Here is an 18,342-nt window from a genome sequence, read left to right as displayed (position 1 = left end):
CCATCTCTTGTTGGCGGAACCCCGCGTACCGAAACATCTACCCCGTCAACCGGACGGGGCGTGCGCGCTCCACGGACAGATGTGTGATGGGGAGGGTTCTGTGAGAAGAACGAGGATTCGGCGGATGATCGCGACCGGTGTGGTCGTCACCGCCACGGGGTCGGCACTGCTGGCCGCGCCCGCCTGGGCGGACGACACCCCGGCCCCGGCCCCGGCCGCCACGGCGGCGAACGCGGTGCCGGTCGCGCCCGCGATGACGCAGGGTCTGGACGAGTCCGCCCGCGCGGGTACGCCCGCCGAGGCCGCCCGAGCCCACCTGAAGGCTCACAAGGACATGTACCAGGTGCCCGTCTCCGACCTGAGGACGGTGCGGACCACCAAGGACGGCAAGCAGTCCTCGGTGCGCTTCCAGCAGAAGCACGACGGCGTCCCGGTCTTCGGCGCCGAGTACGCGGTGCAGACCGTGGCGGCCGACGGCGGCCAGCAGGTCACGTCCGCGACCGGCACGCTCTACACCGGCCTCACGGTCTCCACCACGCCGAAGGTGGCCGAAGCCACCGCGAAGCAGCGCATGTTCACGCTCGATCGCGGCCTGTCCGGCATACGGGGTGCGAGGACCGAGGCGCACGGCCTCTCCGTGCTGCCCGATGCCCAGGGCGGCAGGCTGGCCTGGCACTTCACCGTCACCGGCGGCAGGGCGGACGGCAGCCCGGTGCGCCAGGAGGTGTACGTCGACGCGCGGGTGGGCGGCGTCGCGCTCTCGTACAACAACATCGACGCGGCCGACGCGTCGCCCGCGCAGGGGACGGGCGTACGCGTCGACGGCTCCGTGGCGAAGCTGGACGTCGACAAGGAGGCGGACGGCTCGTACACGCTCGTCGACTCCACGCGTTCCATGTACGAGCAGACCGGCGGTCAGATCCGTACGTACGACGCGCAGCGCAAGGACTACACGCTCGTCGCGGGCGGTCCGGTCACCGACGACATCCCGCTGGGCACGTCGGCGAGCGACCGCTTCGACGGCGCGAACACCTCGTCCGGCGCCGTCGACGCGCACCTGAACGCGGCGAAGGTCTACGAGTACTACAAGAACCAGATCGGCCGCGACGGTGTCGACGGCAAGGGCGGCACGATCACTTCCGTCGTGAACGTCGCCGCCAACGGCAAGGACTACGCCAACGCCTTCTGGGACGGCTCCAAGATGGTCTACGGCCACATGGACGGCGTGCCGCTGTCCGTGGGCCTGGACGTCGTCGGCCACGAGATGACGCACGGTGTCACCGAGCACTCCGCCGGGCTCGTCTACCTCAACCAGTCGGGCGCGCTCAACGAGGCGATATCCGACTACTTCGGCAACGCCATGGAGACCGCCGACAAGGGCATCGCGATGAGCGACCCGACGTCCGGCCTCATCGGCGAGTACCTCTGCAACGGCACGAAGCCGCTGGAGGAGTGCGCCCTGCGCGACCTGAACGACGGACGCGACGCGCAGAAGGACTACCAGCCCATCACGCTCGACATCGACAACGGCGGAGTGCACTACAACTCCACGATCGTCGGCGGCGCGCTGTGGGACATCCGCAAGAACCTCGACAGCAAGCTCGCGGACCGGATCATCTACCGGTCCGCGCAGAACTACCTCACACCGCTGTCCGGCTTCACGGACATGCGCAACGCGGTCACCCTCGCCGCCAAGTCCCTGAACGTCTCCAAGAGCGACCTCGCCACCATCGGCAAGGCCTTCGACGACCACGGCATCGAGCGGGGCTGGGAGCAGAAGGGCGGCACGCACGACGGCACCACCATCGGCGCGGACATCCTGCCCGCGTACGAGGTCTACAGCGGGGTCGACGAGCAGGCCGCGCAGATCAACGGCGACGTCTACGCGATCAGCCACGGCGACGCCATCGCCTGGGGCCAGGGCAGTGCCGCCTTCGGCATCACCGTGGGCCGCTTCGACAAGAAGCCGAAGCACGAACTGGCCCAGAAGGACGCCTACCTGCTCGACCCCTCGCTGGACGACGACCGCATCGTCTTCACCCGCATCACCGCCGACGGCATCGGCGTCTACGGGGCCGGCGACAAGGGGCAGGGCGCGATCAAGAAGCTGGTCGACCTGCCGGGCGCGGACGAGACCGAGCCGGTGACCGACCACGGCGCGCTGGCCTACATCAGCACCACCGCCGACGGTGAGCAGGACGTCATGCTGCGCGACCGTAGCGGCAGGACCGTCAACGTGACCCCGGAGGCGGGCACCAAGGCCGCCCACCTCACGATGAAGCACGGCAAGATCGCCTGGGCGGGCGGCGACGGCACGTACGTCCATGTCTACGACATCGCGAAGGGCACCACGCAGACGAAGCGGATCAGCGGCTTCCTCTTCAACTACGTCTCGGACCTCCAGATCACCTCGGACCGCGTCTTCTGGCGCGAGACGGGCGGTTTCCTGATCCCGAGCACGACGTTCATGTCGGCACCGCTCGACGACCTGTCCGAGGCCGCGAAGCTGCGCTACCCGTCGAGCACCTACGTCGCCCAGTTCTCGGTCAACGACGACTACTTCGCCTACTCCACGTACGACCTGTGGGGCGCGCTCGGCTCCTGGAGCGGACCGGGCAAGGTGAAGGTCGCCAAGACCGCGGACGTGCTCGCCGGCCTCGACAACTACAGCCGCGTCTCCTGCTCCTCCGGCGCCCAGCTGGCCCCCTCCCTCGGTGACGGCCGGCGCGTCGCGTGGCTCGACACGACCGCCGCGGCCACCGATGTGGTGACCCGCGAGACCTTCGCCGGGACCTGCGAGTAGCACCCCGGCCCGCATCGCACCGCGGAGCGGGGCGCGCACCGGACTCCGGTGGGTGCCCCGCCCGTGGCGTGCACCGGAGTCCCGCACGGCGGGCGCCCGGCCGGACACGGTTCCCGGACCGGCTTCTATGGTGGGGTGGTACCGGCGGAACGGGGAGGGCCCATGGCGGCACGGAGCACGGACGAGACACTGCTGGCCCGGGCGCTCGGGGAGACACCGCCCTCCGACGCGCTGAGCGAGCAGATCCTCGACGCCGCGCGTGAGCAGTTCATGACCTTCGGGCTGCGCCGTTCGACCGTCGACGACGTCGCCAAGCGCGCACGGGTCTCGCGGGTCACCGTGTACCGGCGCATCGGCAACAAGGACAGCCTGGTCTCCGCCTGCCTGCTGCGCGAGTACCGGCGCTTCGTCGTGGAGGTGGACGACGCGGTGGCCGCCCTGCCCACGACGGAGGACCGGCTCGTCGAGGGATTCGCCGCCGTCCTCCGGCACATCCGCGAACACCCGCTCATCGGCGGCCTGCTGAGGCTGGAGCCCGAGACCATGCTGCCCTTTCTGACCCTGGAGAGCGGGCCCGCCTTCCTCGCCATCCGCGAGTACCTGGCCGACCGGCTGCGGCACGCCCGGCGTGCGGAGGGACGGCCGGACAGCGATCCGGCACCCGTCGCCGAGCTCATGGTGCGGATCACGGTCTCCTTCCTCCTCAACCCCGTCAGCTGCTTCCGACTGGACGACGACGCCCAGGTGCGGGCGTTCGCCCGCCGGTACCTGGTGCCGCTGCTCGCCGCGGGGTAGGGCCGTCCGTTTCCGGAGCGCGACCGGGACCGGCCGGTCACATGCGGGGCATGGAGCCGGACCCGGCGGCCGGTTCACCGCTCGGGCGGGAGCCCGAGCAGCATCGGCCGGCCGTCGGCGAGCACGTCGTCGAGCGTGCGGTCCGGGCCCGCGGTGAACACCGCGGTCGCGGGTGCCGCCCGCGCGTACAGCTCCGGGTCCACCGCGGTCTCCGCGCGAAGCACCAGCGCCGCCTCCGGGTCGACCGCCGAGCGGCCGGGGAACGCCGCGGCGTCCGCACCGACCTGTCCCAGCGCGAACGGGTACACGGCGATGTCGATGACCAGGCGGCCGTCGTCGAGGGTGTGCTCGCCCCAGCCGTCGGTCCCCAGCAGGTAGAAGACTCCGTCGCCCTCCATGCAGTAGTCGCCGAGCCGCGCGACGGCACGCTCGCCGGGCGGGCCGCCGGGGTCGACGACCAGCGTCATGACGGGCACGTCCGGCTCGTCGGGGTGGACGCCGGTACGGAGCTGGAGACGGGCCACGGGCGGACCTCCGGTGAGGGGCGGGGCACCAGTGGAGCACGGGCGCTCCGGGGCACCCACTGCGGCTTCACGCGTCCGCCGGCGGCCGGACCTCCGCTCGGTCCACCGGCCCCGCCTCGTCGGGCAGGGGCTCCAGAGGACGGCTGCGCGCCCATTGCGGGCCGAGGTCGTCGAGCCGCCAGCCGAAGGGGTACGAACGGGGCTGCGGGCGCGAGGGCAGCCAGTCCGGCCGGGCCGGCAGCCACCGTACGCAACGCGCCCGCAACCGCAGCGCTCCCGCGGCCGACGACCGCGCCCAGCGCGGTTGCCGCCGGAAGCCCAGCGCCAGGAGCAGCGGCTCGTCCAGCAGGGCGAGCGAGAACCGCGCCACGAGGGGGCGCAGCGGCCGCGGATACCAGCTCGCCATGATCCGGAACGTGGCGTTCGCGACCCGCCGGTTGGCCGGGTCGTACGCGAACATCCGCTCCTCGTAGGAGTCGAGGAGCCGCTCGAACCCCTCGTATGTCTCAGGGGCCCCCTCGATGTCCATCATCGCGGCCATCTTGCGGCCGGCCTCCGCCAGTGCCTGGACCTCCTGCGCGCACAGCGGGCGCCAGCCGTACCGGTCGATCCAGCGCTTCGGGCCCACGACCGTGGTGGCGAGAACATAGCGGAAGTCCTCGTTCGGGATCCGGTACTTTCCATGGATCCGATTGAGATGACGCGCCGCGGCCCGGCCGCGCTCCGAGTCGAAGCCGTCCGCGGCCATCTCGTACCCGAACAGCACCGTGTCGTCGTACCGCTTCTGTCCGGACCGCTCGAACTCCTGAGTACGGTCGAGGAGCACCGAGATCCGGGGGACGCCGTAGTCGCGGAGGAACGCCACGCCCACGCCCTGCCGGTAGTCCCAGGGGAACTCGTACTGCGAGATCAGCCGGAGGATCTCGGCGTAATCGCGCGCGGGATCCATCCGGCGGATCTCGCGCAGGCGGCTGTATCGGCCCATGGTGCGCCCTCCTGTCCGTGTACCGACTCCGTACGGACCCGCTCTCCTGCCTCTTCCGGTTGGTCGATTCCCGCCGTGCACAGGAATTTTGACGGTCCGTCGGATGGGATGAGTCAAAGATACAAATACCTTCTACTTGTTTCATCAGTCGCGTCAACACCGGCGACGCGCATGTGCGGCGGGAGGCGCCGGGGGGCCCGTACGCGCCGGAGCGGAAGCGATCGCATACTGGATCACAGAAGGGTCGGGCACCGAACCGCAGGCCCCGCCGACCGCCGGGAGCACCGCATGAGTACCGAAGCAGTCAGAGGCGGCATCCCCGTACCGCCGCCGCCCGGCGGCGTGCTCTGGAGCCTCTCCGGCGACATCCGGGCCCTGCTGATGCTGCCCGCCGCCCTCACTCTCCAGGTCGCCCACCCGGCGGTCGGCGCGGGCGTCGACGAGTACTCCGTCTTCCGCACGGACCCGTGGGGGCGCGGAGAGAGGTCCCTGCGCTCGCTCCAGCTCTGGGTGTACGGGGGTGACGCGGCCGCCGAGGAGGGGCGCCGCCTCCGCGAGCTGCACCGCACCATCCAGGGCACCGACACCCGGGGGCGCCGCTACCATGCGCTGTCGCCCGCGAACTATGCGTGGGTGCACGCCACGGGCTTCCCCGTCTATCAGCACGCCGCGCGCTATCTCGTCCGGCCGCTCTCCGACGCGCAGGAACGGGCCCTCTACCGGGAATGGCTCCAGGTCGGCCGGGTGCTCGGCATCCGCGACCGGGACATGCCGCAGACGATCGAGGAGTTCTGGCCGTACTTCCGCAAGGTGCTCGCCGACGAGATCGGGCCGACCGTCGTGGTCGAGGACCTGACCGCCACCGACCGCCCCGTGCCGCCGCCGGACCGCGGACCGCTGCCCGTGCGGCTGCTGCTGAAGGCGCTGTGGCCGCTGCTCCTTCCGCCGCTGGCCCGGTTCCGCCGCTTCGTCACCATCGGGCTGATGCCGCCGGAGGCGCGGGAGGCGATCGGGCTGGAGTGGACGGACGCGCAGGAGCGGAAGCTGCGGCGGTTCTGCGCGGTGGTGCGGCGCGTCGTACCCGTGCTCCCCGAGCGGCTGCGCTACCTGCCGTACGCGCGCAGGGCGCGGGCGGCGCATCGCGAGGACGCCCGGGGAGCCGGGAGGCTCAGGCGGAGGCCCGGCGCACCAACTGCGTCGGCGTGATCACCGATTCGGGTCCGTCGCCCTCGTCCGTGAGCTCGCCGTTCAGCCGCCGCATCAGCATCCGCACCATCAACCGCCCCATGCCCGCCACGTCCTGACGGACCGTCGTCAGCGGGGGGTCGGTGGCCTCGGCTACCGACACCATGTCGTCGAAGCCGACCAGGGCCACCTCCTCCGGCACCCGGTGACCGCGCTCGCGCAGTACCCGCAGGGCGCCCGAGGCCATCAGGTCGTTCGCGGCGAAGACCGCGTCGGGGACCGGGTGCCGATCGAGGAGCCGGGTCATGGCCCGTGCTCCGCCCTCGACGGTGAAATCACCTTCCACGAGCAGTGCCGGATCGCCGTCGGGCAGCACATCGCGATAGCCGTCGATCCGGTCGAGTGCCGACGTCTGGTCGCGCGGCCCGGCGATGTGCGCGATCCTCCGCCGGCCGAGGGAGACGAGATGGCGTACGGCCTCGGCCGCGCCGCCCCGGTTGTCGCAGTCGACGTACGGGACGGCCAGTTCGGACGCCGCGCCCGGCCGGCCGGGGCGGCCGCCGTAGACCGTGGGTACCCGGAACCGCCGGATGATCGCGGGGAGTTCGTCGTCCGTGTGCAGCGAGAAGGCCAGCGCACCGTCCACATGGCCACCGGCCAGATAGCGGGCGACCCGGTCGAAGTCCCCGCTGCCCTCCACCAGGAGCAACACCAACTGGGCGTCGTACACGTTCAGTTCACGGCTGATGCCGCGGATCTGCTGGGAGAAGAACGGATCGGAGAAGATCCGGAACTCCGGCTCGTCGATGATCACGGCGACCGCGCCGTTGCGCCGGGTGACCAGGGTCCGGGCGGCGTGGTTCGGCACATAGCCCAGCTCGTCGACCGCCTTGCGCACCTGTTCCACGAGCGGCTGCCGCACCCCCGCCCCGCCGTTCACCACCCGGGAGGCCGTCGCCCGTGAGACCCCGGCGAGGGCCGCCACGGCCTCCAGCGTGGGCCGGGCATCTCCAGGGGGACCGGGGGTCGGACCGGGCAAGGGACGCTCCTCGTACGCGCGGGACCGGGCCTGGAACGGCCGGGGTCGGCCGGACGGCACCGACGCCATCAGCGTAACCGGCGCCCCCGGCCGTCCGCCGGGCACCGCCGCCCCACCGGCGAGAGGGGGCGACGGAGCCCGGAACCGATCCGACGGCCCGTCAGCGGTGGTCGTGAATCGTGTTCGTCGCCGCGATCTGCTTCCATGACGCGGGCCGCGCCGGGTGCGCGGGCGCGCGCAGCGAGCGCGCCCCGGCCGCCGCCGGGGACCCGGGCCGGGTCGGCCGGTACAGCCAGGTGTCGAAGAAGCCGGCGAGCGGCTTGCCCGAGACCCGCTCCGCGTACGCCACGAAGTCCCCCACGCTCGCGTTCCCGTAGGCGTGCTCGGCCGGCCAGCCCTTCAGCAGCGCGAAGAACGTCTCGTCGCCCAACTCGTTGCGCAGCGCCTGGAGCGCCAGCGCCCCCCGGTCGTAGACGGCCGCGTCGAACTGGTTGTCCGGGCCGGGGTCGCCGGGCTTCACCGTCCAGAAGGCGTCGTCCGCCGGATGCTGGGCGTACGTGTAGTCCGCCAGCTCCTGTGCGGTGCCCTCGCCCTCCTTCTCCGACCACAGCCACTGGCTGTAGCGGGCGAAGCCCTCGTTGATCCAGATGTCCTTCCAGCCCTTGAGGGACACGCTGTCGCCGTACCACTGATGTGCCAGCTCATGGACGACGACGGAGACGTTCGCACCGTTCGCGAACTGCTTCGGGCTGTAGAAGGGCCTGGTCTGGGTCTCCAGCGCGAACGAGCTCTTCACGTGGGGGGAGTAGCCGCCGAGCGCGTCGAAGGGGTACGGCCCGAAGACCCCCGTCAGCCACTCGGCGACCTCGGTGGTCCGCTCGATGCTGGCGCGTGCCGCACCGCTTTCGGCGCCGAGGTCCTTGCTGTACGCGTTGACGACCGGCAGCCCGTCCGACGTGGTGTCCGTGGTGATGTCGAACCGGCCGATCGCCAAGGTCGTCAGATACGTCGCCTGCGGCTTCGCGGAGCGCCAGTTGTAGCGGGTCCAGCCGAGCTTCGAACTCTGGGACTGGAGCGTGCCGTTGCTGATCGCCTGGGTGCCGTCCGGCACGGACACCGAGATGTCGTACGTCGCCTTGTCCAGCGGGTGGTCGTTGCTGGGGAACCACCACGCGGCCGACTCCGGCTCCTGCGCGGCCACGGCGCCGTCCGGGGTGCGGACCCAGGAGGTCCAGCCGTTGATCTCCACCTCGGACGGCTTCCCGGCGTACCGCACGACCACCGAGACGTCCCGGCCCTTCGCCAGCGGCGCCGACGGGGTGATCTCCAGCTCCTGCTCGCCGCTCCTGGCGAAACCCGCCTTCTTGCCGTTCACCCGCACCTCGGAGACGTCCAGCCCGAAGTCGAGGTCGAAGCGGGAGAGTTCCTGGGTGGTCGTGGCGAGGATCGTCGCCGTGCCCTCCAGCAGATCGGTCGCGGGCTGGTACTTCAGCCGCAGGTCGTAGTGGGAGACGTCGTAGCCGCCGTTGCCGCTGGCCGGGTAGTAGGGATCGCCGATGCCCGGGGCGCCCGCGGTGCCTTCGGCGGCCGAGGCCGGGATCGCCAGCAGCAGGGAGGCCGCGAGTGCGCTCGGGACGATGAGTCTGCGGTGCACGAATGCTCCAAGTCGTCGGGGCGAATGATCTTTCGAACCGTCATGCCGAGACTATTCGGCGACTGCCGCGTTGGTCGTGTACATGGCCGCATCTGTCACACGATCGCCATTCGGCCGACATGGCACGCGGCCTCCGAGCGGCACGCGCATCGGTGATCGCTCCCAGTCGATCGCCCCCTGTCGCACAGGAGTTGGCCGGGGTACCTTCCGCCCATGCCGACACGTGCGCGGGGTACCCGCTTGACGTACAGATCGCTGATGGTGGCGGCCGTCGCCGCCCTGATGGCCGTCCTGCTCCCACCGGCGGGCGCACAGGGCGCGAGCCCCCTGAAGAGCGGGCCTCCGGAGAGCCGGCCCGTCCACTCGTACGAGAATGCCGTCCGCGAATCCGTCTGGGTCGACACCGGGCTGGACGGCGACGGGAACGGCAGGAGCGATCGCGTCGCCGTCGACATCGTCAGGCCGCGCGAACCCGCCCTGCGGGGCCGGAAGGTCCCCGTGATCATGGACGCCAGCCCGTACTACTCCTGCTGCGGCCGCGGCAACGAGAGCCAGCTCAAGACGTACGACGCCGACGGCCGGCCGGTCCAGTTCCCCCTGTACTACGACAACTACTTCGTGCCGCGCGGTTACGCCTTCGTCGCCGTCGATCTGGCCGGAACCAATCGCTCCGACGGCTGTGTCGACGTCGGCGGACGCTCCGACGTGCAGTCCGCCAAGGCCGTCGTCGACTGGCTGAACGGCCGCGCCCGCGGCTACACCACCCGCACCGGCGCCGGGCGCGCCACGGCCGGCTGGTCCAACGGCCGCACCGGAATGATCGGCAAGAGCTACGACGGCACCGTCGCCAACGGCGTCGCGGCGACCGGCGTGGACGGGCTGCGGACCATCGTGCCGATCGGCGCCATCTCCTCCTGGTACGACTACTACTTCGCCCAGGGCGCGCCCCTTTACGACGGCGGCCCCGACGGGCTCTCCGACTACGTGGAGAGCCCCGAGGCGCGCGACCGCTGCGCCGCCGTCCAGCGGCAACTCGCCGACGGGGCGCCGCGCACCGGAGACTGGACGAAGCCGTGGAGCGAGCGGGACTACGTGAAGGACGCCGGTAAGGTGCGGGCCAGCGTCTTCGCCGTACACGGCATGCAGGACCTCAACGTCCGCACCAAGCACCTCGGCCAGTGGTGGGACGCCCTCGCGGACCGGGGCGTGGAGCGGAAGATCTGGCTCTCGCAGACCGGACACGTCGACCCGTTCGACTACCGGCGCGCCGAGTGGGTCGACACGCTGCACCGCTGGTTCGACCACTACCTCCTCGGCTACGACAACGGCATCGACCGCGAACCGATGGCCGACATCGAACGCCACCCCGGCCAGTGGTCCACCGACAGGGTCTGGCCGCCCCGCACCACGCACACCACCACCGTGCGCCCCGGCCCCGGCAGCGCGCCCGGCGTCGGCACCCTCGGCCTGCGGCCCGCCCGCCCCGGCGCCACCGAGACGTTCACCGACGATCCGTCGCAGGGCGAGACGCGGTGGGCCGCCGACCTGGACCGGACCACGGGCGCCAAGGCCGGATTCCGCACCGCGCCGCTCACCCGGGACCTGCGGCTCTCCGGATCGTCCACGGTGACCGTCACCGCGACCCCGACCACGTCGACCGCCCATCTCTCCGCGGTCCTCGTGGACATCGGCCCCGACACCATCCGCGACTACGGCTCGCCCGGCGAAGGCATCACCACCCTCACCGACCGCACCTGCTGGGGCGCGAGCACGGCGGGGGACAGCTCCTGCTTCAAGGAGACCCGGGCCGCCACGGCCGCGGTCGACCGGACCGTCCTCAGCCGCGGCTGGGCCGACCTCGGCACGTACGCCTCCGCCGGAAAGGGCCGCCCCCTCACCCCCGGCAGGGCCTACACGCTCACCATCCAGCTGGCGGCCACCGACCATGTCGTCCCGGCCGGACACCGGCTCGCCCTGATCGTCGCCGGCACCGACCGGGACCTCATCGACCCGCCGGACTCCACGCCGACGCTCACCCTCGACCTGGCCCGTACGTCCGCGAAGCTGCCGTTCACCGGCGGTGCCGGAGCCTTCGTACGAGCCACCGCGGGTTCCGCACCCGCGACAGCCCGCGCCGTCCACTCCGAGGGCGTGACGCCACCGCGTCCCGCCCCCCGCATCCCGGGAGGCAGCCGCTCATGACACCCCGCACACCGGCCGCACGCGGGCCCGTCCGCCGCGGAATCGTCCTGTCGGCAGCCGCGGCCGTCCTGGCCGTCCCGCTGGTCACCGCGCCCGCCGAGGCCGCGCACACCCGGCCCCAGCCCCGTACCGGCTTCGAGATCAGCGAGGGGGCCCGCTGGACCGGCCAGGCGGAGGAGCAGTCCTTCCTGGCCGCCGTCGACCGGGGCAGCGACCGGGTCTCCGTCGACCGGATCGGCACGACGAAGCAGGGGCGTCCGCTCCAGCTCGTCCGGATCGGCAGCCACCGCCCCGCCGCCGACACGGTGCTGCTGATCTGCAGTCAGCACGGCGACGAACCGTCCGGCCGCGAAGCGTGTCTGACGACCATTCGCGATCTGGCCTCTGCCCGCGACCGGGCGACCCGCGCCTTCCTCTCCCGCACCCGTGTCCTCGTCGTGCCCACCGCCAACCCCGACGGGCGCGCCGCCGATACCCGGGGCAACTCCGACGGCGTGGACATCAACCGCGACCACATCGCGCTGCAGACCGCCGAGGCCCGCGCCATGGCGGCGGTCATCCGCGACCGGAAACCCGATGTGATCTACGACCTGCACGAGTACGGGGCCACCCCGCCCTACTACGACAAGGACCTCTTCGTCCTGTGGCCCCGCAACCTCAACGTCTCCGACCGGGTGCACGGCGAATCGCGGACCCTCGCCGAGAGCTATGTGCGGCCCGCCGCCGCAAAGGCCGGTTATAGCAGCGGCCTCTACGGCATCTGGACCGACCCCGTCACCGGCGATCCGATCAAGCAGACCGCCGGAGACGGGCAGGAACGCATCCTGCGCAACACCTCGGGCATCAAGCATGCCGTCGGCCTGCTCATCGAATCCCGCGTCGATGCGCTCAGCGACGCCGAGAAGGCCGACCCGGCGCTCAACAGCCGACGCCGCGTCCACTCCCAACTCACCGCGCTCGACGGTCTGTTGACCTTCACCGACGAAAACCGCGGCCGGATCGCGGCCGCCACCGCCGCATCCCGCGCCGCGGGATTCGACGACCGCGGCCCCGTCCGTCTCGGCGGCGCCGACAACGAGGCGCCCGAGGCCGGTCGCGTACTCCAGGACCCGCCGTGCGGATACCGGCTCACCAGGGCCCAGTTCGACGACGTCAAGGACGAACTGGCCCTGCACGGCGTCGCCTCCCGGCGCGACGGTGACGGAGCGTACGTACCGCTGCGGCAGTCGGCCCGCAATCTGATTCCGCTCCTCCTGGACGGGCGTGCGACTTATCACCTCACAAGCGGGCAAGCCGATACCTCTTGTTGATCCCGTGAGATGAGCACCGCGTGTGGTACGGCCTACGGAGAGCGAAAAAGCGGCCTCCGGGAAAGGTGCCATCCGTGCCGCACGACGAACAGGGAACGGGCGGCCGGGGGGATCTGCCGGTGACGGCGGACCTCCCCGGTGACCCGACGCAGGACCGGCACCCCACGACGGACCGGGTGGTGTTCGGGGTCACCGCCGTCCTCACCCTCGCCTTCGTGGTCTGGGGCGCCACGGCCACCGACTCGCTGGAGGCCGTCTCCAGCTCCATGCTCAACGGCCTGATCCACAACGGTGGCTGGGCCTTCATGCTCGCGGCGTCCGGCTTCGTGGTCTTCGCCCTGTGGCTCGCCGTCAGCCGCTACGGGAGGATCACCCTCGGCCAGGAGGGGGAGGAGCCCGAGTTCCACACCGTGTCCTGGGTCGCCATGATGTTCAGCGCCGGTATGGGCATCGGCCTGATGTTCTACGGAGTCGGCGAGCCGCTCGCCCACTTCACGAACCCGCCGCCCGGCACCCACCCCGCCGACGCCGCCGACGCGATGCAGACGGCGGTGGCCACCACCCTGTTCCACTGGACGCTCCACCCCTGGGCGATCTACGCCGTGGTCGGCCTGGCCATCGCGTACAGCACCTTCCGGCGCCGCAGAAGGCAGACGATCAGTGCCGTCTTCGAGCCGCTCATCGGCAGCCGGCGCGCCCACGGCGGTCTCGGCCGGCTGATCGACATCCTCGCCATCTTCGCCACCCTCTTCGGCTCCGCCGCGTCACTGGGCCTCGGTGCCCTCCAGATCGGCAGCGGCTTCCACGAACTGCACTGGAAGGAGGAGACCGGCACGGGGCTGCTGGTCCTGATCATCGAGGCCCTGACCGTCGCCTTCGTCGCCTCGGCGGTCTCCGGAGTCGAGAAGGGCATCCAGTGGCTCTCCAACACCAACATGGTGCTGGCCCTGATCCTCGCCGTCTTCGTCTCGGGCGCGGACGCCGCCTCCATCGTGATGGGCACACTCTCCCAGAAGGGCATCCTCGAACCCGCCAGGTGGGTCGTCGTCTTCTGGGGCGTGGTGACCGGAGCGGTGACGGCGATCATGCTGCTCATCGGCAACGGAGAGGGGGATGCGCTCGCCGGGCTCCAGAACCTGACGATCCTGGTGGCCGCGCCGTTCACCCTCGTGATGATCGGCATGTGCGTGGCACTGATACGGGACCTGCGCCAGGACCCGCTGATCGTACGGCGCGAGTCCGGCGTGGAGGCGGTCGAATCCGCGGTCGTCGCCGGGCACGCGAAGTACGCGGGCGACTTCGAGATCCGGATCGGTCCGGGCGGCGGCCGGATCACCACGGGGCTCCCCGAGGGCCCTGGCCCGTCCGGCCCGCCGAGCCCGTCCGGCCCGCCGGACCATTGACGCCGCGCGCCCCCGCCGCGCACCCCCGCCGTTCGCCGCTCCCGGACCGGGACCGGCCGGGCTGCTCCGCGCTCCCCGGCCGGCGATTAGGATCGGCACCCTGATGACTGCCACTCTCGTCGCCAAGGACCTCGCCGCCGGACACGGCGACCGCACACTCTTCGCCGGGCTCGACCTCGTCGTCGCGCCCGGGGACGTGATCGGTCTCGTCGGAGTCAACGGCGCCGGTAAATCGTCCCTGCTCCGGCTGCTCGCCGGGCTCGACCGCCCGGAGGAGGGCGAGCTGCGGCTCTCCCCGCCCACCGCCACCGTCGGCCACCTCCCGCAGGAGCCGGAGCGGCGTCCGCAGGAGACGGTGCGGGAGTTCCTGGCCCGCCGCACCGGCGTCGCCGACGCCCAGACGGCCATGGACACCGCCACGCAGGCCCTCGTCGACGGGGCGCCGGGCGCCGACGACGCCTACTCCGAGACACTGGAGCGCTGGCTGGCGCTCGGCGGCGCGGACCTGGACGAGCGCGCCGAGGAGGTCGCCGCCGAACTCGGACTGACCGTCGGCCTCGACCTGTCGATGACCGCGCTCTCCGGCGGCCAGGCGGCCCGCGCGGGCCTGGCCTCCCTCCTGCTCTCCCGCTACGACGTCTTCCTGCTCGACGAGCCCACCAACGACCTCGACCTGGACGGCCTGGAGCGGCTGGAGCGCTACGTCTCCGGGCTGCGCGCGGGCACGGTCGTCATCAGCCACGACCGCGAATTCCTGATGCGCACGGTCACCAAGGTCCTCGAACTGGACCTGGCCCAGCAGCAGATCAACCTGTACGGCGGTGGGTACGCCGCCTACCTGGAGGAGCGCGACAGGGCCCGCAGGCACGCCCGTGAGGAGTTCGAGGAGTACGCGGACAAGCGCGCCGCTCTCGAAGGGCGCGCCCAGATGCAGCGCTCCTGGATGGACAAGGGCGTGAAGAACGCCCGCCGCAAGGCGACCGACAACGACAAGACCGGCCGCAAGTTCCGGAGCGAGTCGAGCGAGAAGCAGGCCGCGAAGGCCCGGCAGACCCAGCGCATGATCGAGCGGCTGGACGTCGTCGACGAGCCGCGCAAGGAGTGGGAACTGCGGATGGAGATCGCCGCCGCGCCCCGCTCCGGATCGGTCGTCGCGACCCTGCGCGAGGCCCGAGCCGTACGCGGCGACTTCAGCTTCGGGCCGGCGTCGCTGCAGATCGACTGGGCGGACCGGGTCGCCATCACCGGCGCCAACGGAGCGGGCAAGTCCACGCTCCTCGCCGCACTCCTGGGGCGCCTCCCCCTGGATGCCGGGCACGCGGTGCTCGGCTCCGGCGTCGTGGTCGGAGAGGTCGACCAGGCGCGCAGGCTGTTCCACGGTCCGGAGACGCTCCTGGAGGCGTTCTGTACGGCCGTCCCCGACACCGAACCGGCCGAAGTCCGCACCCTGCTCGCCAAGTTCGGCCTGCGCGCGGACCATGTGATGCGTCCCGCGACCACCCTCTCGCCCGGCGAGCGCACCAGGTCGGCGCTCGCCCTGCTCCAGGGCCGGGGCGTCAACCTCCTCGTCCTCGACGAGCCGACGAACCACCTCGATCTGCCCGCCATCGAACAGCTGGAATCGGCGCTGGACTCGTACACGGGAACATTGCTGCTGGTCACACACGACCGGCGCATGCTGGAAGCCGTACGGACGACGCGGCGCGTCGAAGTGGTGGACGGCAGGGTGAAGGAGCTGTGAGGATGCCGGGTCTTCGCCCGGCACCCTCACCGTGACTCAGGGCCGGCCTCGGACCCGCGTCCCAAGTCCGTCCGGCAGGTGGGGGCCGGGGCCCGGGGCAACCCCGGCCCCGGAAGGGCGGGGACGGGGCAGCTCCGCGCGGCGGACCGCACCGGGCTCCCCGCCCCGGCGTCAGCCCCTCTTGCCGCCCTGCTTCGGATCCGTCAGCCCGGCCCGGCGCAGCGCGTCCGCCATCGCGCTGTTCAGCGGCGCCGGCGCCGGACGCGCGGAGCCGCCTCCACCACCGCCGCGCCGGTCGCGGTCCTGACCGCCCTGGCCCTGACGCTGCCGCGGCGGCCGGCCGCCCTGGCCGCCCCGTTCGCCCCGCTCCCGCTTCGGCCCGCCGCCCTGGCCCCCCGTCGTCGCCGACGCCTCGTCGTCCAGCCGCAGAGTCAACGAGATCCGCTTCCGCGGAATGTCGACATCCATGACCTTGACCTTCACGATGTCGCCCGGCTTCACGACATCCCTCGGGTCCTTCACGAACGTGTGCGACATCGCCGACACATGCACCAGTCCGTCCTGGTGCACACCGATGTCCACGAACGCGCCGAACGCCGCGACATTCGTGACGACCCCCTCCAGCACCATCCCGGACGACAGATCACCGATCTTCTCGACGCCCTCCTTGAAGGTGGCCGTCTTGAACGCCGGACGAGGGTCGCGCCCCGGCTTCTCCAGCTCCTTCAGGATGTCGGTGACCGTCGGCAGACCGAACTTCTCGTCCACGAAGTCGTCGGCCCGCAGCGACCGCAGCACGCCCGTGTTGCCGATCAGCGACGCGACATCACTTCCGGTCCGCTTCACCATCGCCCGTACCACGGGGTAGGCCTCCGGGTGCACGCTCGACGCGTCCAGCGGGTCGTCGCCCCGGATACGCAGGAAGCCCGCGCACTGCTCGTACGCCTTCGGGCCCAGCCGCGCCACATCCTTGAGCGCCCTGCGCGACCGGAACGGCCCGTTCGCGTCGCGGTGCGCGACGATGTTCTCGGCGAGCCCCGAGCCGATCCCCGACACCCGTGAAAGCAGCGGCGCGGACGCGGTGTTGACGTCGACACCGACACCGTTCACACAGTCCTCGACGACCGCGTCCAGTGAACGCGACAGCTTCAACTCGGACAGATCGTGCTGGTACTGGCCGACACCGATCGACTTCGGGTCGATCTTCACCAGTTCCGCGAGGGGGTCCTGAAGGCGTCGCGCGATCGAGACGGCACCGCGCAACGACACGTCCATGTCGGGGAGTTCCTGCGACGCGAAGGCCGAAGCCGAGTACACCGAGGCGCCCGCCTCCGACACCATCACCTTGGTGAGCTTCAACTCGGGGTGCTTGTCGATGAGTTCACCGGCGAGCTTGTCGGTCTCGCGGGACGCCGTGCCGTTGCCGATCGCGATCAGGTCGACGTCGTGGGCCTTCGCCAGCCGCTCCAGCGCGGCCAGCGACCAGTCCCACTTGTTCGCCGGGACGTGCGGGTGGATGACGTCCGTCGCGACGACCTTGCCGGTCGCGTCGACGACGGCGACCTTCACACCCGTACGGAATCCGGGGTCGAGACCCAGCGTGGCCCGTGTCCCGGCCGGCGCGGCGAGCAGCAGGTCGCGCAGGTTCGACGCGAAGACCCGTACCGCCTCGTCCTCCGCCGCCGTACGCAGCCGCAGCCGCAGATCGATGCCGAGGTGCACCAGGATCCGGGTGCGCCAGGCCCAGCGCACCGTGTCGCCGAGCCACTTGTCGCCCGGACGGCCGCGGTCGGCCACCCCGAAACGCCGGGCGACCATGTTCTCGTACGCCGAAGGGCCGGGCGTCTCGGACGGTTCCTCCGGCTCCAGGGCCAGGTCGAGCACGTCCTCCTTCTCGCCCCGCAGCATCGCCAGCACCCGGTGCGAGGGCAGTGCGGTGAACGGCTCGGCGAAGTCGAAGTAGTCGGCGAACTTCGCCCCCGCCTCCTCCTTGCCGTCACGCACCTTGGCGGCGAGCCGGCCGCGCGACCACATGCGCTCGCGCAGTTCACCGATCAGATCGGCGTCCTCCGAGAACCGCTCGGCGAGAATGGCCCGAGCCCCTTCCAGCGCCGCCGCGGCGTCCGCGACGCCCTTGCCGGCGTCGACGAAGGCGGCGGCAGCGGCGAGCGGTTCCACCGCAGGGTCCCCGAGCAGGCCGTCCGCGAGCGGTCCGAGCCCCGCTTCCCTGGCGATCTGCGCCTTCGTGCGCCGCTTGGGCTTGAACGGCAGATAGATGTCCTCCAGGCGCGCCTTGGTGTCGGCGGCCCGGATCTGCGCCTCCAATGCCTCGTCCAGCTTGCCCTGCTCGCGCACGGAGTCGAGGATCGCCGTACGACGGTCCTCCAGCTCCCGCAGATACCGCAGCCGCTCCTCGAGCGTGCGCAGCTGCGCGTCGTCGAGCATCTCGGTCGCTTCCTTGCGGTAGCGCGCGATGAACGGCACGGTCGACCCGCCGTCGAGCAGCTCGACGGCCGCCTTCACCTGCCGCTCGCGTACGCCGAGCTCCTCGGCGATCCTGCCTTCGATGGACGTCGTCACGGTTCTACCGACTCGCCTTCTCGTACTGGCTGTGCTTACCGGGGCGGGGCCCCTCCGCCTGCATTGTGCCGGGTGGCCGGGCGCCGTGTCGCCCGACCACCCCAGTTGCCGCGAGTCGGCG

The 18,342-nt window shown here is 71.5% G+C and carries 12 protein-coding genes; 7 read left to right on the top strand and 5 right to left on the bottom strand.

Annotated elements, in window-relative coordinates:
* Window positions 1-124 precede the first annotated feature (124 nt).
* Both ACFVT1_RS21765 and ACFVT1_RS21760 read left to right on the top strand, forming a co-directional pair.
* Window positions 125-2,803 carry a M4 family metallopeptidase gene (locus tag ACFVT1_RS21765; RefSeq protein WP_389797861.1) on the top strand — a complete coding sequence of 893 codons (2,679 nt, stop codon included), beginning with the start codon at window positions 125-127 and terminating at the stop codon, window positions 2,801-2,803.
* Window positions 2,804-2,965: 162 nt separating this feature from the next.
* Window positions 2,966-3,598: a TetR/AcrR family transcriptional regulator gene (locus ACFVT1_RS21760; RefSeq protein ID WP_362196177.1), complete on the top strand. Its 633-nt coding sequence runs from the start codon at window positions 2,966-2,968 to the stop codon at window positions 3,596-3,598.
* A gap of 74 nt (window positions 3,599-3,672) precedes the next feature.
* Here ACFVT1_RS21760 and ACFVT1_RS21755 read toward each other — a convergent pair whose 3' ends face one another.
* Both ACFVT1_RS21755 and ACFVT1_RS21750 read right to left on the bottom strand, forming a co-directional pair.
* Entirely contained in the window at window positions 3,673-4,122 is a 450-nt protein-coding gene (locus ACFVT1_RS21755; RefSeq protein ID WP_389797858.1) for a hypothetical protein, read from the bottom strand.
* A gap of 67 nt (window positions 4,123-4,189) precedes the next feature.
* Entirely contained in the window at window positions 4,190-5,107 is a 918-nt protein-coding gene (locus ACFVT1_RS21750; protein WP_389797855.1) for an oxygenase MpaB family protein, read from the bottom strand.
* 288 nt (window positions 5,108-5,395) lie between these two features.
* Here ACFVT1_RS21750 and ACFVT1_RS21745 point away from each other — a divergent pair, with 288 nt between their 5' ends.
* A complete protein-coding gene (locus ACFVT1_RS21745; RefSeq protein WP_389797852.1) occupies window positions 5,396-6,313 on the top strand; it encodes an oxygenase MpaB family protein in 918 nt (305 codons plus the stop codon).
* Here ACFVT1_RS21745 and ACFVT1_RS21740 read toward each other — a convergent pair.
* Window positions 6,276-7,331: a LacI family DNA-binding transcriptional regulator gene (locus ACFVT1_RS21740; protein WP_389797850.1), complete on the bottom strand. Its 1,056-nt coding sequence runs from the start codon at window positions 7,329-7,331 to the stop codon at window positions 6,276-6,278. The genes ACFVT1_RS21745 and ACFVT1_RS21740 overlap by 38 nt on opposite strands.
* A gap of 160 nt (window positions 7,332-7,491) precedes the next feature.
* Entirely contained in the window at window positions 7,492-8,985 is a 1,494-nt protein-coding gene (locus ACFVT1_RS21735) for a M1 family metallopeptidase (protein WP_389797847.1), read from the bottom strand.
* A 213-nt stretch (window positions 8,986-9,198) separates the two neighbouring features.
* Between ACFVT1_RS21735 and ACFVT1_RS21730 the strand changes: the two genes are divergently transcribed.
* From ACFVT1_RS21730 to ACFVT1_RS21715, 4 genes are all read left to right on the top strand, one after another.
* Window positions 9,199-11,187 carry a Xaa-Pro dipeptidyl-peptidase gene (locus ACFVT1_RS21730; protein ID WP_389797845.1) on the top strand — a complete coding sequence of 663 codons (1,989 nt, stop codon included), beginning with the start codon at window positions 9,199-9,201 and terminating at the stop codon, window positions 11,185-11,187.
* A complete protein-coding gene (locus ACFVT1_RS21725; protein ID WP_389797842.1) occupies window positions 11,184-12,497 on the top strand; it encodes a M14 family metallocarboxypeptidase in 1,314 nt (437 codons plus the stop codon). Before ACFVT1_RS21730 ends, ACFVT1_RS21725 begins: the two co-directional genes overlap by 4 nt.
* 74 nt (window positions 12,498-12,571) lie before the next feature.
* Window positions 12,572-13,900, top strand: coding sequence for a BCCT family transporter (locus ACFVT1_RS21720; protein WP_389797840.1), 1,329 nt, complete (start codon window positions 12,572-12,574; stop codon window positions 13,898-13,900).
* A 103-nt stretch (window positions 13,901-14,003) separates the two neighbouring features.
* On the top strand, window positions 14,004-15,641 hold the full coding sequence (locus ACFVT1_RS21715; RefSeq protein WP_389797838.1) for an ABC-F family ATP-binding cassette domain-containing protein: 1,638 nt from the start codon (window positions 14,004-14,006) through the stop codon (window positions 15,639-15,641).
* Window positions 15,642-15,812: 171 nt separating this feature from the next.
* On the opposite strand, the gene ACFVT1_RS21710 is transcribed toward ACFVT1_RS21715, so the two are convergent.
* Window positions 15,813-18,221 carry a Tex family protein gene (locus tag ACFVT1_RS21710; RefSeq protein ID WP_389797835.1) on the bottom strand — a complete coding sequence of 803 codons (2,409 nt, stop codon included), beginning with the start codon at window positions 18,219-18,221 and terminating at the stop codon, window positions 15,813-15,815.
* Between the last annotated feature and the right edge of the window lie 121 nt (window positions 18,222-18,342).

The sequence above is a fragment of the Streptomyces sp. NPDC057963 genome (assembly GCF_042887155.1).
Lineage (GTDB): Bacteria > Actinomycetota > Actinomycetes > Streptomycetales > Streptomycetaceae > Streptomyces.
The sequence above is the reverse complement of the archived record's forward strand: the minus strand, read 5'-3'. Positions and strand labels throughout refer to the sequence as shown.

Excerpts from the sequence above, each read along its gene's own strand:
- ACFVT1_RS21765 (WP_389797861.1), top strand. The coding sequence starts at position 125 with ATGATCGCGACCGGTGTGGTCGTCACCGCCACGGGGTCGGCACTGCTG.
- ACFVT1_RS21760 (WP_362196177.1), top strand. The coding sequence starts at position 2,966 with ATGGCGGCACGGAGCACGGACGAGACACTGCTGGCCCGGGCGCTCGGG.
- ACFVT1_RS21750 (WP_389797855.1), bottom strand. The coding sequence starts at position 5,107 with ATGGGCCGATACAGCCGCCTGCGCGAGATCCGCCGGATGGATCCCGCG.
- ACFVT1_RS21745 (WP_389797852.1), top strand. The coding sequence starts at position 5,396 with ATGAGTACCGAAGCAGTCAGAGGCGGCATCCCCGTACCGCCGCCGCCC.
- ACFVT1_RS21730 (WP_389797845.1), top strand. The coding sequence starts at position 9,199 with ATGCCGACACGTGCGCGGGGTACCCGCTTGACGTACAGATCGCTGATG.
- ACFVT1_RS21725 (WP_389797842.1), top strand. The coding sequence starts at position 11,184 with ATGACACCCCGCACACCGGCCGCACGCGGGCCCGTCCGCCGCGGAATC.
- ACFVT1_RS21715 (WP_389797838.1), top strand. The coding sequence starts at position 14,004 with ATGACTGCCACTCTCGTCGCCAAGGACCTCGCCGCCGGACACGGCGAC.